The 13,008-nt window shown below is 58.9% G+C and carries 11 protein-coding genes; 2 read left to right on the top strand and 9 right to left on the bottom strand.

Annotated elements, in window-relative coordinates; all coding sequences use genetic code 11:
- Positions 1–64 precede the first annotated feature (64 nt).
- Both ETAA8_RS29505 and ETAA8_RS29500 read right to left on the bottom strand, forming a co-directional pair.
- On the bottom strand, positions 65–547 hold the full coding sequence (locus ETAA8_RS29505; RefSeq protein WP_145097445.1) for an SRPBCC family protein: 483 nt from the start codon (positions 545–547) through the stop codon (positions 65–67).
- Positions 544–915, bottom strand: coding sequence for an ArsR/SmtB family transcription factor (locus tag ETAA8_RS29500; RefSeq protein WP_238397611.1), 372 nt, complete (start codon positions 913–915; stop codon positions 544–546). Before ETAA8_RS29500 ends, ETAA8_RS29505 begins: the two co-directional genes overlap by 4 nt.
- 437 nt (positions 916–1,352) lie before the next feature.
- On the opposite strand from ETAA8_RS29500, the gene ETAA8_RS29495 reads away from it, so the two are divergent.
- Positions 1,353–2,780, top strand: a complete 1,428-nt coding sequence (locus tag ETAA8_RS29495; protein ID WP_145097442.1) for a hypothetical protein — start codon at positions 1,353–1,355, stop codon at positions 2,778–2,780.
- 107 nt (positions 2,781–2,887) lie between these two features.
- Here the strand turns inward: ETAA8_RS29495 and ETAA8_RS29490 are convergent, their stop codons facing one another.
- From ETAA8_RS29490 to ETAA8_RS29465, 6 genes are all read right to left on the bottom strand, one after another.
- Positions 2,888–4,096: a hypothetical protein gene (locus ETAA8_RS29490; protein ID WP_145097439.1), complete on the bottom strand. Its 1,209-nt coding sequence runs from the start codon at positions 4,094–4,096 to the stop codon at positions 2,888–2,890.
- 176 nt (positions 4,097–4,272) lie between these two features.
- The gene (locus ETAA8_RS29485; RefSeq protein ID WP_145097436.1) at positions 4,273–6,537 is read right to left on the bottom strand and encodes a coiled-coil domain-containing protein; all 2,265 of its coding nucleotides are present in this window, start codon (positions 6,535–6,537) and stop codon (positions 4,273–4,275) included.
- A gap of 210 nt (positions 6,538–6,747) precedes the next feature.
- A complete protein-coding gene (locus ETAA8_RS29480; protein WP_145097433.1) occupies positions 6,748–7,710 on the bottom strand; it encodes a C-terminal binding protein in 963 nt (320 codons plus the stop codon).
- Positions 7,711–7,830: 120 nt separating this feature from the next.
- Entirely contained in the window at positions 7,831–8,682 is an 852-nt protein-coding gene (locus ETAA8_RS29475; RefSeq protein WP_145097430.1) for a sugar phosphate isomerase/epimerase family protein, read from the bottom strand.
- Between the two features lie 163 nt (positions 8,683–8,845).
- On the bottom strand, positions 8,846–9,277 hold the full coding sequence (locus ETAA8_RS29470; protein ID WP_238397610.1) for an ArsR/SmtB family transcription factor: 432 nt from the start codon (positions 9,275–9,277) through the stop codon (positions 8,846–8,848).
- A 588-nt stretch (positions 9,278–9,865) separates the two neighbouring features.
- Positions 9,866–10,528 carry a DUF2726 domain-containing protein gene (locus ETAA8_RS29465; protein ID WP_145097424.1) on the bottom strand — a complete coding sequence of 221 codons (663 nt, stop codon included), beginning with the start codon at positions 10,526–10,528 and terminating at the stop codon, positions 9,866–9,868.
- Positions 10,529–10,834: 306 nt separating this feature from the next.
- Here ETAA8_RS29465 and ETAA8_RS29460 point away from each other — a divergent pair, with 306 nt between their 5' ends.
- Entirely contained in the window at positions 10,835–12,520 is a 1,686-nt protein-coding gene (locus ETAA8_RS29460; protein ID WP_145097421.1) for an HD-GYP domain-containing protein, read from the top strand.
- A 66-nt stretch (positions 12,521–12,586) separates the two neighbouring features.
- Here the strand turns inward: ETAA8_RS29460 and ETAA8_RS29455 are convergent, their stop codons facing one another.
- A complete protein-coding gene (locus ETAA8_RS29455; RefSeq protein ID WP_145097418.1) occupies positions 12,587–12,979 on the bottom strand; it encodes a DUF4345 family protein in 393 nt (130 codons plus the stop codon).
- Positions 12,980–13,008: the final 29 nt, after the last annotated feature.

The following is a 13,008-nucleotide window of genomic DNA, read 5'->3' as shown; positions in this document are numbered from 1 at the left end:
ATGTTGTGATCAATGATTGGCGAGTTTTAGGGAAGCCAGTAGAAGTTCGTTAATTTGTCTCGGCTTACTGCCGTCTATTGCTTGCGGCCTTCAGTGCCGCGACGACCGTGGCTAAATGTTTGAACATCCTCTCCCAGCCGTGCTCAGCACCTCCAAACGCTTGATCGGCGTAGGGTTGAGAGAAGTCGAAGCCAGAATGTTCGAAGTAGATGCGCGTGCCGTCGCCATCGGGTTCAAGTCGAAAGCTCACTTGCGTATTTTCGACGGGGCCACCCGCTGACCACGAGAATACGAGTCGGCCCCCGCTATGCTCCCCACTCGCGGTAGTACAGGGCGGTTCGCACTCAAGCACTTCGCAGCGGACGGTGAGGCCGTCGAAATTCAGCTTGGGGTTGGCCGGCACGCGAAACGTGAAATGGTGACCAACGCGCGGCTCGAAGTCATTGGGAAACATCCACTCGGCGAGCGTAGCGCTGTCGGTGATTGCTTGCCAGACCTCAGCCCGTGGCTGCGGAATCAGAATCTCTCGTTGAATCGATTTGCTCATTGGGCGTTCTTCTTTTTCGAGAGTAGCTTTTGCAGTCGCTTCAGTCGATCGTCCCAGAATCGCTCGTACTGCGCGATCCACTCCCGCACCTGGCCGAGTTGCTCGGGGACAAAGTGGTAGCGACGCTCGCGGCCGTGCCGCTGCTCGGTCACCAGGCCGGCATCGAGCAAGATGCGCAGGTGCTGCGAGACCGCCGGGCGGCTCATCTGAAAATGACCCGCCAGCGTGTTGACGGAGCGGTCGGCTTCCGCCAGCAGGTCGAGCATGTGCCGCCGCGCAGGGTGGCTGATTGCCGTGAAGACGTCGGGCTCGCGAGTGGTAGTCGTCACCATGCGGCCACTATAGGTAAGTAAATGCTTACATGTCAAGTGCGGCCTGCGTTTTTCATTACTTCTTTCTCACGCCACCGCCCCTGCGGCGGTGGTTCATTGGCTTGTGCACTAGAGATGCTGGGAACTATCTAGAAATGTTCTCAAAATGTGCTTGCGAGGTGAGCAGCATGTCATTAATGTTGTGAGTAGTTGCGCAGGATGTTCTGTGCAGTTAGTGAGAACTACTGACCGGGGTCGGGAGGTTTTTCGGGCTCGAGAAATGTTGCTTGGGCCGAGAGAGGTTGGCCCGAAAATCCTCCGGAACCCGATGGGGTGGAACAATCGCGCGAGCAGGGCGATCTAGCGAGGCTGCGCTAGTGGGTCAGGACAATGTTTCGGGTCGGCGCTGGGCGGCGGAAGGCAACGTCTGCGCGCCCGAAAATTGCCCCGACCCGGTTTGGGATTGTTTGTTTTTCATTTCGAAAGGAGCCGTTATGTCTCGCAAGCTACGCATCAGTGCCCAGGATATTGAGATTTTCAAGTTGGTTCGCGTCGAAGGGCGCAAGCAGAAGGACGTGGCGATCAGGTTTCAGCTGACGCCGAGCGCGATCTGCAAAATCGTGCAGAAGATGGAGCAGTGGCAAGGCTCGCTCGTGCCGCACATCACGCGAAAAACGGCGGAGTTTCGCGAGCTGAGCCGCGAGCAGCGGTTGTACAACTGCGTGCGATTGCGGCGGCGGCAACTGCAGATGATGTACGAAGATTCGATGGAGGCGTGGCGCGAGTCGCGCAAGCCGCTCGTCTCGGCCAAGGTCGTAAAACGGAACGGCGTCATCGAGCGCGAAGAATCGTGGAGCCGGCAGTGCCGCGGCAATCCACGGATGCTGCGCGAGGCCCGCGAGATCAGCCGCGAGTTGGCCGAACTCGACGGGCTCAAGCGCGACGGCACGGTCGATCTAAGCTGCGAGGGTCGACTGTTCGAGCCCGCCGCGCTGACGAAGGAGGAAATGATCGCCGAACTGCGCGCGGAGGTGGACCTATCGCTGCGGGAACTGGCGAAGTGGGAGCGGAAGGGGGAAGAGGGGGAGAGTGGGAGTGAGGGAGAGGGGGAGAAGGAAGAAGAGAACAAGTTAGAAGGTAGAAGTCAGAATGCAGAAGTGAAGACGGAGGAAGAATTCTGGAAATTGAAAATGGAAAGTTTTGGGATACAGGAGGAAGTGATTGTGGCGGAAGTCGTGGAGGAGTCAGTAGATAAGAGTGCAGAGAGTCGTGTCGAAACAATTGAAGATTCCGGAAATTTCCAGACGTCAATTCCCGCTCCTGTTTCTACTCCCAAGCTAGAGATCCCGCAGAACCTGACCGCAGAGGGAAGGAGCCGGTTAGCGCAGCAGTTGTCGCTGTCGTACAAGTTGCAGCATGCTCCGGAACTGCTCGAGCCGCACGAGCGGCCCGCGGAACTTCCAGTGCAGTCGCAGGGTGAACGTTCGCAAGCCGCGCCGCCCGCGCAGCCCGTGAAGAAGAGTTCGCTGCACGTTAACCAGCACGGCCGCATCTTTCGCGACGTGGGTGGCTACCTCATGCCGATCCCAGGCATGTGGGTCGAGCCGGAGAAGCCGTGGAAGCGGGAGGAACGGGAAAGGGCGGAGGAAAGGGAGAAGGCGGAGCGGGAGAGGGGGAGAGAGGGAGAGAGGGAGAGTGGGAGCGAAGGAAAGGTCGTGCACAGTGCGGCTCCTCACCCCGGAGTACCGAAGCGAGGGAGTGAGGAAGGGAGGTTAATCGCGCGAGGAGACCGAGGTCGCGGAATTGCGCTGATGGGTCAGGACAATGTTTCGGGCCAGCGGTTGGCAGCTGAAGGTAACGTCAGCGATCCCGAAAATTGCCCCGACCCCTTCACTGACCGGAGTACCGAGGCGAGGGAGTGAGGAAGGAGTGAGGTGCGCGCACGAAAAAACCCCAGCGGCTGAGGAGCAGCTGGGGTCGCGAGGTGGGGAGTCACGCGGAGTGACTCCCGGGATTGGTTGCGGTTGGTTTACTGTTCGTACTTGGCCCGGTCGATGTCGGATGCACTGGCTGGGGCAACTTCGATCGAGGTGGGCAAGGTGATGACCAGTTCGCAGTCCATGGTGCTGGCGGTTTTGCCGTCAGCTTTGAGCACATGCAGAGTCGCCTTGCTGGCCTTGGTCAGGCCGAGGGCGGGGAGCGTGCAGGTGACAGCGTCGTTCGTCCATTCCTTGATGGTGGCTGGCAGGGCGAATTCGCCCAGTTGCAGCACCACCTGGCCTGGCTTGTCCGAAAGGTCGGTTCCCTTCAGGGTGAGCGTGGCACCGACAGGAATCTGCGGCAAGTTGCTCGGGGTGCTGACAACTTCGGTCGAGTCGGCCGGTTGGGGGGCAGCGGGCTTGGTTTCCGTCGAGGTGGCTTCGGTCACTGGCTTGGCGGTTTCGACCGGAGCTACTGCGGCGGGAGCGGCATCAGCAGGCTGGTCGGTGTTGACGTTCACTTCGTTATTGACCACGACCACCATGGGATCAGCAGTCGGCACCGGGATGGGAGCGGGTTCGCCCACTGGCACCGGGTAAGGTTGCGGATAGTAGATGACCGGGGGGCATGGCGGTGGGCAGTAGCTGGGCTTGCACACCGGGAGCGAGAAAATGAACGGCGAGCAGAAATTGTGATGGTTGTGGTGATGGTGATTCCCATTTCCGTGACCATTGCCATTGCCGTGACCATTGCCGTTGCCTGGCCCCTTATTACCAACGATGTTGCCAACGCTGATTCCGAGACCACCAAGCGACTTGTGCTGCGGGTTGATGCCGACGCTGGCCTTCTTCAGCACGTTGGCGATTCCGCTGGACGAGCCGTTGTTCGACCCAACCGTGCCGACGCCGGGAAGCTTGATTCCCGTGCTCGGCTTGCTGCCACTGATGTTGCGAATGACAGACGAAATGCCAGAGTTACCAGAGTTGCCCGAATTTCCCAGGCTGCCGATCTTCGGGCCGACGATGCCGGAATTCCGTGGAACTGACTTATTGCCGGAACTACCCAGGTTGATGCCACCCAGGTTACCGCTGCGAATGACAGCAGGGCCACTCGAACCACCCGACTTGAAACCACCGGAGGATTTGGACCCGCCGCCGGAGAATCCGCCCGAGAAGCCGCCCGAAGAGCGGCTGCCGCCGGAGCTGCCCTTATTGCCGCCGCCGAAGCCGCCAAAACCACCAGCTTCAACAGAACTCATTGTGCTGCCAGCACTTATAGCGATCGCGAGAGAAGCCGCGAGTTTCCAGTTGCGTAACATTTTTCGACCCTTTTTGGCCTAGTTGAGAAGAGAAGTGACTTGGACACTTCTGCTAGGCGTGGGGTCGGCGGAAATGTTACCGAAGAAAAATGGAGCAGGAAGATTGCCGTGAGAATTTACTGTTCGTCGCCGCCGAGACCCAGTTTGGAGAGCCAACGACCGCCGCCACTCCCCTTTTTCTTGGTGTCGATGATGGGGACGTCCTTCGCCCCGGGGAATTTGGCCCGGTCCTGTTCGAAGGCGCGGAGGCGTTCTTCCATGGTGGCCCGTTCGCGGGCGAGTTTGGCCCGTTCGACGCTGATGTCGATTTCGGCCCGCTTGAGCTGTTCCTGCAGTTGCTCCTGCATCTGCTTGAGGCTGGCGCGTTCTTGCTGGATGAGTTCGTCGCCATCGAACATGCTGGCAATGGCAGCTGCCCCGACGGCGAGGCCGCCGATGTTGCTCGACTGGTCTTCGAGCAACTTGCGGAGTTCGATGAGTTCGCGTTCTTTGTCGGCGACGATCTGGTCCGTCATGCGGATCGTCCCTTCGATGGTAAGGCGATCGGTCTGGGCCTTCTCGTCTTCTTCGTCGGTATCGGCTTCGAGCTTGGCGAGGAGCTGCTGCTTGCGAGTTTCCCAGTCCATGGCACCAGAGGCAGCATGGCCAGCCGCGGCTGACTTGGCCGACGCTTGCTTGGCCTTCGAAAGTTGCTCGTTGAGCTCGGTGTTCTTGGTTTTGAGTTCGCGGACGTCTTGTACGGCCATTTCGAAACGGCGACGGAGGTCGTCGATCTCTTGCGAACCGCCGACCGTGTCGGCCTGCTTTTGGGCCAAAGCAAGCGCCGCTTCGAGCTGTCGCTTCTCGGTGCGCAGGCGGTCGAGATCGGCACTGAGGAGCGGCTGCTGTTGGGCTTGTTGCAAGGCCTCTTCGAGTTGGGTCTCGAGGCGGTTGCGTTCCGCTTCCCAGAGACTGCTGGAAGAGTTCTGGTCGAGCAGTTGAGAGTCGGCCTGGTCGCGATACTGTTGCAGTTCGGCGGCCAGGGCAGCTCGCTCTTGCATCTGTTCGTCGAGGCGGATTTGCAGCTTGGTCCGTTCGTCTTCCCACTGCTTGAATTGCCGTTGGAGCGACTCGGATTGGCCAGCCCCCGATTGCTGTAGTTCGCTACGAAGTTCGAGGAGCCGCTGACTTGCATCGTTTTGCGACTGGGCCAGTTCGTTATGCAGTTGCGTGGAGTGGAGCTGTGCGGCGTTCAATTCCTGGCGCAAGCGTTCGAGTTCGGCCTGCATGTCGCTGCGGAGTTTTTCGGCCTGCAGCGAAGCTTGCTGGCGGAGGGACTCGCGCTGGCGGTCGGCGGTTTCGCGCTCCTGCGTGAGCATGTCGCGATAGCGATTTGATTCGCCCTGGGCGACTTGCTGCTGCATTTCGGCCTGACGCAAGGCATCGGTCAGGCGGCGAAGTTCGGACTGCGATTGATCGAGCGTGGGCTGTTGCTGCGCGAGCCGGGTGCGGAGTTCTTCTTGCTGTTGATCGCGGAGCGTGAGCTCTTCCTGCTGGCGGTCGAAGCGAGTTTGCAGTTCGGTCAGACGTAGTTGCAACTGCAGTTCTTGCCCTTGAGCACTGGAGAGGATTTCGCTGCGATGAAGCTCGATTTCGGCCGTCAACTCTTTCTTGCGGGCCCGCAATTGCTGGGCGACATGCCGCCGCTGCTTGTGGGAATCTCGCTCGCGTTCGGCAACGACTTCCTGGTCGCGAGCCAATTGGTCTCGTTGCCGCTGCAGTTCGAGTTGTTCGTTGAGTTGGCTGGCGTGTTGATTTTCGAACTCGATCCGCTGCTGGGCCAGCTGTTGTTCGGCCTGCTGCAGCGCCAGGCGTTGTTGTTCGACTTGTGCGCACTGCGCTTCCAGTTCCGCTTGCCGCTGACTGAGGGCGAGTTCTCGTTGGGCCAGCGCCTGCTGTTGCTCGGAGAGTCGCTGGGCTTGTTCGGCGAGCTTGGTCTGTCGATCGGCATGTTCGAGGGACCGCGCTTGCAGATCGGCGAAGAAGCGTTGCTGATCGGTGGCCGCTTGCAGCTGGGTCGCTTCCCAAGCCTGCCGTTGCAGAGCAAGTTGCTGTTGCTGATCTTCGAGCGTTTGCCGGGCAGCGACAAACTCAGCCTGCCGCGTTTCGTAGTTCGCATGATCGGCCGACCATTGGTCGTGCGTGCGGGCCTGCTCGTTCAACTCGCCCGCGAGTTGCTGCAAGCTTTGGTCGAGCATTGCTTCGAGATTGCGAATGCGGCCGCGTTGTTCTTCGAGCGCTGCCTGCGCCTGAGTGCGACGCTCGTCGAACCGGCGCGCAAGCGTCGCATGCCAGTGCTCGGCGGAGGCGACATCGAGAGCCTGGTCGTCCATGGTGTGCATTGCGACTTGTTCGGGGATAACGTCTGGGGCAGTACGCGCTGCTCGCTGAAGAGCGGCGAGAAGATGCGCAGACGACAATGCCCCGCTGCAACCGCGGAGAGGTCGCGCAATCTTCTACAGAATATCTACGTCGAAACGGAGCCCTGGTCAAAGACGCAATTGCAGACTGCGATAGAAGGCGGCAAGGCGAAGTATTTGGCAGCTGACCGCCTAAGCGACTTTAACGCCGTTGACGATATTTTCGGGTTTGCCGCCCGTCAGCAACGTGGCCACTTGCTGAGCCACGCGCGAACGAAGGTTCTGCAACGATTCTTCCGACACGAAGGCAGCATGCGGCGTGACGATCACCCGCGGGTCGTTAAACGGGGCCTGCGACAAATCTGGCGGTTCGACCGGTTGTACGTCGAGCGCTGCGCCGGCGAGTTGTCCCGCATCGAGGGCCGCTTGCAGGGCGGCGTGGTCGATGAGGCCGCCGCGGGCGGTATTGATCAGATAGGCCGTGGGTTTGAGCAGCTTGAACTTTTCGGCATTGAACCACTGCTTGTTCTCGGCCGTGAGTGGCGTATGCAGCGAAATGTAGTCGCTCTGCTTGAGCAGGTCGTCGAGTTCAACGAACTCCACGCCGGGCATCGGATCCTTCCGGCTGCGGCTATAGGCGATCACTCGCATCTTCAGCCCGAGTGCTTTTTCGGCCAGTTTTCGGCCGATATTGCCGAGGCCGACAATCCCCAGCGTCTGCCCTTCGATTCTGCGCAGCTTCGGACCCGCTTGCAGCACGTAGCGGCCGTTCATCGTTTCATGATGGTAAAAGGCGATCTTGCGGGCCATCGAGAGCATTTGGGCGAGCGCGTGTTCGGCCACTTCGATCAAACAATAGTCGGGCACATTCGTGACTGGGATGTTCTTGCTTGTGCAATAGGCGACGTCGATATTGTCGAGGCCGATGCCAAGACGCGAGACGATCTTGCAGTTGGGGCACGCCTCAATTACTGGCTGCGGCACCTTCGCCCAGTTGGTCATGATGGCGTCGCAGTCTGCCGCGAGTTTGCTCAGGGTTTCGATGTCCCCCTTCGGCGCGACGACGAGTTCCGCATCGATCTTGGCCAGCGTGTCGCGTTCGATGGTGACATCGGGCCAGGCATAGTCGGTAATCAGCACTTTGAAGCGGGGCATAGTGTTCTCGGAATTGAAGGGTGCGCTGTGCCACCGACTTGCTTACATGCAGAGTCAAACTGCATGTCGCACTGGCCAAGCCAGTGGCACCCGGGGAGTCTTGTGAAAATGGAACGCGTTTTACGAGCACCAACGCTTGGCGACTTGGGACTTCATGAAGGCCAATGAGTCGCGTGCCAGTTGCTCTTCGCTATCGAACATGCGCCGCCAGATCTTGGTGGCAGCAGCCAGTTCGGGCAGGGCGAGACCGAAGGCTTCGACCACCATCCAGCCGTTGTAGCCGATCTGATGGAGGGCTTCAAAGTTCTCGCACCAGCGGACATTGCCGCGCCCCGGAGTGCTGCGGTCGTTCTCGCTAATATGCACGTGGCAGAGCATGTCGGCACAGCTGTGAATCGCTTCGGTGATGGACTTTTCTTCGATGTTGGAATGGAATGTGTCGTACATCATGCGGCAACGCGGGTGGGCCACTTCGCGGCAAAAGCGGGCGGCGTCGGCGTGGGTATTGAGCAGGTAGGTCTCGAAGCGATTGAGCGGTTCGACGCCGAGCGTTACGTTCACTTTGCCCGCGTGTTCGGCCGTTTGACGCATCGAGTCGACGCCCCACTTCCATTCGTCTGGCGTCCGTCCCTTGCCACTGAAATGGCCGAGAGCCGAGTGATAAGGCCCGACAATCGTGGTCGCACCGATGGCAGCACAGCAGTCGAGCGTCTTCTTGTTCAGTTCCACCCCTTTGGCACGGACACTCGCCTCGCTGCTGATTGGGTTATCGTCGGCAGTGCGAACGGTGACCGCGGTGCGGGCGAGGCCCAGTTCATCGAGTCGTTTGCCCCATTTGGCGTAGTCGAGTCCGAGATTGAAGATCGGAACTTCGACGCCGTCGTATCCCAGATTCTTGAGCATGTGCAGGACAGGCAGCATCTCGTCGCTGAGTTCGCCGGTCCAAAGGAGCAAGTTCATACCGTAGCGCATCGAGAGGACTCCCGCTGGTGATTGGCGACGATTCTGCCGCCGCAGCCTGTTCAGTGTTCAATTAGGGAAACAGGGTATGAAACAACAAAAGCCCACGGGTTGCAATCCGTGGGCTTTGGGGAGAGGTTGATTTTGACGGTTGCCGGCTTCAGCAACCGCTGCTTTATTCGGCGGCCGGTTTGCCGTCGTGAGCGTAAGTCAGCAGGGCATTTTCGATGCGGATGCGCCGCGGCTGGCCATCTTCGACAGCGAAGAGCATGTCCAAAAAGTGCTGAAAACGCTTCGGAACAATGTGATAGAAATTGTGTTTGCCGTCGCGGCGGCATTCAATGATTCCCGCCACACGCAGCAGTGCCAGGTGATGGCTGACCGCCGGTTGGCTCTGCTCGAGCAGGTCGCACAGAGTTCGCACGTTCAGTTCTTCCTGCTGCATTAGGAAGTAGAGAATGCGCAGCCGCGTTTCGTCTGAGAGCAGTTTGAACAGCTGCACCAGATCGCGGCCTGTGGGCTCGGGGAGCCGCTCGAGCGAGACAGCCGGACTTTCGTCGGCTGCGTCGCGGGGGTCATCGGTATTGGAGGGGGTGTCTTGCAACACGGCTTTTATCACTGTCGTTACCATAAATGCCTCTTAACGAACCTTGGCTGAAAGGTTCAGGAAGTCCGTTCCATAAGAGTTGAACCTGCCGAGAGACGGACCCCCGGCAACGATGTATTGTTTTCCCAGATTCCGGTGCGGTACCGACGGCCTGATGCAGGCGCGACGAAACCTTAGCCGCAGGGATCATGAGCTGCCCTTTACCCTGCCGCGTCCATTCCCAAGAATGAAAGCTGCTTGGTTTTTGCTGGTGGATGACGCCGCCTTGCGCCTCACCTGCGATCGTGCTGTTGCTGACGAAAAGTGAATCAACTGCAACCTTCTAACCGGCAGCCCGCGAATGGGGCCGTTGTTGATAAGTCGGCCGGTTAATGCCTCCTCTAGCTCCCGTATTGTAACCGGGCTCACCAGTGCGGGGAAATAGCCGAGTCGGCAAAATCGCGAAATTGCCCCGAATTCCGCACGGTTTCGTCAGGAATTCGTAGAGTGCCTGCTATCAGACACTAGGGAAAATACTCGGCCGCTAAGCCCAGCTCAATGCCTGCCACAGACCCTGAAGAGTGGACAATAGCCACCTGGGTGTAATTCCTAGCGTTTCTTCTTGCGCTGAATACCGAGAGCATCTTCAATATCTTTCCGCAGCGCTGCAGTTTCGTACTTGGCCTCGGGCTTCACCCGCATGAGGGGCAAACCAGCGGCATGCAGGGCCGTATTGAGGAACTTATCACGCTGCGCGCGTTCCGTTCGCGATGGAGTCTCATCCTCTAATTCGATGGCCAACTTCACCTCCAGCGTCTCATAATCGCAGATCACAAAATCGAGATGTTTGTTCTGGATTCGCCCCTGCCAAAAGCTGGTCTTACGGGTCTTTGGCCGGACCTTAATGATGTCGGCCAGGCGGACCATGGAAAAAACAAGCCAGTCCTCTCGCACGGCCAAATTCAAGCTGCGCAGAAACGTGACTTCCGCCGGCGAAAGAAGGACGCCCCGGCGTTCGTAGGGAAGTGGGCCATCGCGCAAAGAAATGAGTGCCAGGATCACCAACACCACGCAGGTGCCGGCGAACAAGATTAACGGCCAGTTTTGGATGAGCACATCTTTCATGGCAATACAAAAGAGGAGCCGTGCGGCTGGGGCAGCAAACCGCACGGCTCCGTTAGCCACCAACGTCGCGAACGCTGGCAGCGTGTTTTGTTGTTGATCACGGATCGCAAACCGTGCGTAGTTAGTATCGGTGGCAGATGCTGGCACCTTGAACCACTTCCCCCTCGAACTGCATCAGTCGTAGCGGATCACAGTCTGCACGTGACGGTTGTAATAAGCATGCCGCCTGCACCTAGGTCGGCTGCTCAAACCGTTTGTATAGTTTGCCCCCGGGCACCACGGGGTGGTCCCCGGCACAGCCGCTATCACCGGTCAAACTTACCCCGGCATCCGCAAATCGTCCGTCTCACCGGACGTTGCTTTCTGACCACCTTTCATCCGCAACCTAAGTTCTGGTTGGACGAACTCGTCTCGTGGGTAGCGATACAGTTTGCCACAGAGGTTAGGTCTCGCATGAGCAACGTCTTAGAGCCTTCAATTCGATCAGCACCCAGTGCTCCTGCAGGTGCCAGCGCCGCCCTGGCCGCGGCCCAAGCGGAACAATCGGCAGAACTGCAAGCCGTCGCCGTCGCCCTGCGCAAAGCCTTCGGTGTGGCCTTTTCGATTTGGGACTGCTACACCGGCGAACTGATGCACGTCTCGCTGCAACAACCCGGCAGCAACGATCCTCACCGCGGTCTGCTGGTGCGAGGTGTCGTTGGCCTCGAACCTCAATTCGTATTCGATGACGACGCCGCTCTGCTGCTCGCGATTCCCTTTCAATTGCCCGGCGGAGTGATGGTCGCCGCTACGGCTGCCTTTGCGACCCGCTCCTTAGAAGCTCACGAATCTTCAGAAAGCCTGTGCGAAATGCTGGGCGTCGACGATCGTCGCGCCCGGCAGTGGCTCAGTCGCCAAATGCAATGGACGCCCGATTCGTTGGTCCGACTCGGTGCCGCAGTCCAAGCCCAGTACATGGCCGAGCGTCAAGCTGCTCGCTATTGCCGCGAAGTCGAAAAACTCTCCGATAGCCTGGCCAGCACCTACGAAGAGATCTGTCTGCTCCATGGCGTGACTCAAAACCTCCGCATCTCGCGCGATGAAGAAGAACTCTCGAACCTGATTGTGAACTGGGTGCTCGATTGCCTGCCCACTCGCGGGGCGGCGATCCAACTCCTGCCCGTCGCCAAAGATGGCAACGTCACGTACAAGGCCCGCACCAACTCGCAGCTTGTCACAGCCGGCAACTGTCCGCTCGATGACGACCGCTTTACTAGGCTCATTGAATTCCTCCGCCTCGAAGCGGGCTGTTCGCCGCAGGTGCTGAATCCCAATATTACCTCACGACCAGACTGGCCCTTTCCGGAAGTGCAAGAGCTGATCATTGTGCCAATGAGCGATGGCCAGCGCCTGTTCGGCTGGATCGCCATCTTCAATCACAACACGGGCGATGAGTTCGGTACCGTCGAGGCGAGCTTGCTCAATTCCGTGGGTGCCATGCTCGGCATCCACAGCGGCAACCGCGACCTCTATCGCGAACAGGCCGAGTTCCTCGCCAGTGTCGTGCGGGCTTTGACCTCCGCCATCGATGCCAAGGACCCGTACACTTGCGGTCACAGCGATCGCGTGGCTCGCATTGCCGTCCGTTTAGCCAAGGAGTTGGGCTGCGATGCCGAAGTCCTCCACACACTCTACATGGCTGGCCTGCTGCACGACATTGGCAAGATTGGCATCGACGACGCTGTTCTTCGTAAGCCCGGCAAACTCACCGACGCCGAGTTTGAACACATCAAGCAGCACCCCGAATTGGGCTATCGGATTCTCGCCGATATCAAGCAGTTGTCGGACGTTCTCCCTGCGGTGCTCCACCACCACGAACAGTGGGACGGTGCCGGTTACCCATTCCGGCTCAGTGGCGATCAAACTCCACTCATTGCCCGAATCGTAGCAGTGGCCGATGCCTTCGATGCCATGTCGAGCGATCGACCCTACCGCAAAGGTTTACCCTTCGAACGAGTCGACCAGATCTTCAAAGAAGGTGCTGGCCGGCAGTGGGATCCGAACGTCATCAACGCGTATTTCACTGCCCACGACGACATCATGCTCATCTGTCAGAATGAACGAGCCAACCTCACGCTCGATGTTCTGCAGTGGTCGTAATCGTCTCACTCGTTTTGACTCAACGGGCCATCGTCTTTGGGCCAATCGTCTTTCCGTTGTCGCTATTCACGCACTCCTCGTCACCGCCATTCGCCAGGCCGATATCAGCAAGATCGTGAACTCGGTCGTGAACAAGTAGTACGTCATCCGCTCGACCCCGCTCACAGTGAGGAGCGTCGGCACGCGGAACAGCACGATGCAACCATGCACGAGCAAGCAGGCCATCAGCACGGCCAGCGATTGTTCATGCCTTAGCAGGGGCCACAAGAAGAACAGCCCCATGCCCAATTCCAGCCCGCCATAGACGGTGATGTATTCTGACATCCCTGAGCCGTTACGAAAGCTATAGCCAATCGAGTTGGCCGTTTGCTGCGGGCTCACCGTACACCACACTCCGAGGATGATGTAAGCCACTCCCACAAGTGCCAGAAACCCGCGCGTAATCAGCTGGTCGTTCATTTCGATTCGTCCTTCGCAGGTTGGTTGGT

This window comes from Anatilimnocola aggregata (assembly GCF_007747655.1).
Taxonomy (GTDB): Bacteria; Planctomycetota; Planctomycetia; order Pirellulales; family Pirellulaceae; genus Anatilimnocola; species Anatilimnocola aggregata.
This window is presented reverse-complemented; position numbering and strand designations above follow the sequence as displayed.

Bases quoted from the DNA above. Each gene is read 5' to 3' on its own strand.
- ETAA8_RS29480 (WP_145097433.1), bottom strand. From the start codon at position 7,710: ATGCCCCGCTTCAAAGTGCTGATTACCGACTATGCCTGGCCCGATGTC.
- ETAA8_RS29495 (WP_145097442.1), top strand. From the start codon at position 1,353: ATGTCTCGCAAGCTACGCATCAGTGCCCAGGATATTGAGATTTTCAAG.
- ETAA8_RS29475 (WP_145097430.1), bottom strand. From the start codon at position 8,682: ATGCGCTACGGTATGAACTTGCTCCTTTGGACCGGCGAACTCAGCGAC.
- ETAA8_RS29485 (WP_145097436.1), bottom strand. From the start codon at position 6,537: ATGCACACCATGGACGACCAGGCTCTCGATGTCGCCTCCGCCGAGCAC.
- ETAA8_RS29505 (WP_145097445.1), bottom strand. From the start codon at position 547: ATGAGCAAATCGATTCAACGAGAGATTCTGATTCCGCAGCCACGGGCT.
- ETAA8_RS29455 (WP_145097418.1), bottom strand. From the start codon at position 12,979: ATGAACGACCAGCTGATTACGCGCGGGTTTCTGGCACTTGTGGGAGTG.
- ETAA8_RS29460 (WP_145097421.1), top strand. From the start codon at position 10,835: ATGAGCAACGTCTTAGAGCCTTCAATTCGATCAGCACCCAGTGCTCCT.
- ETAA8_RS29490 (WP_145097439.1), bottom strand. From the start codon at position 4,096: ATGAGTTCTGTTGAAGCTGGTGGTTTTGGCGGCTTCGGCGGCGGCAAT.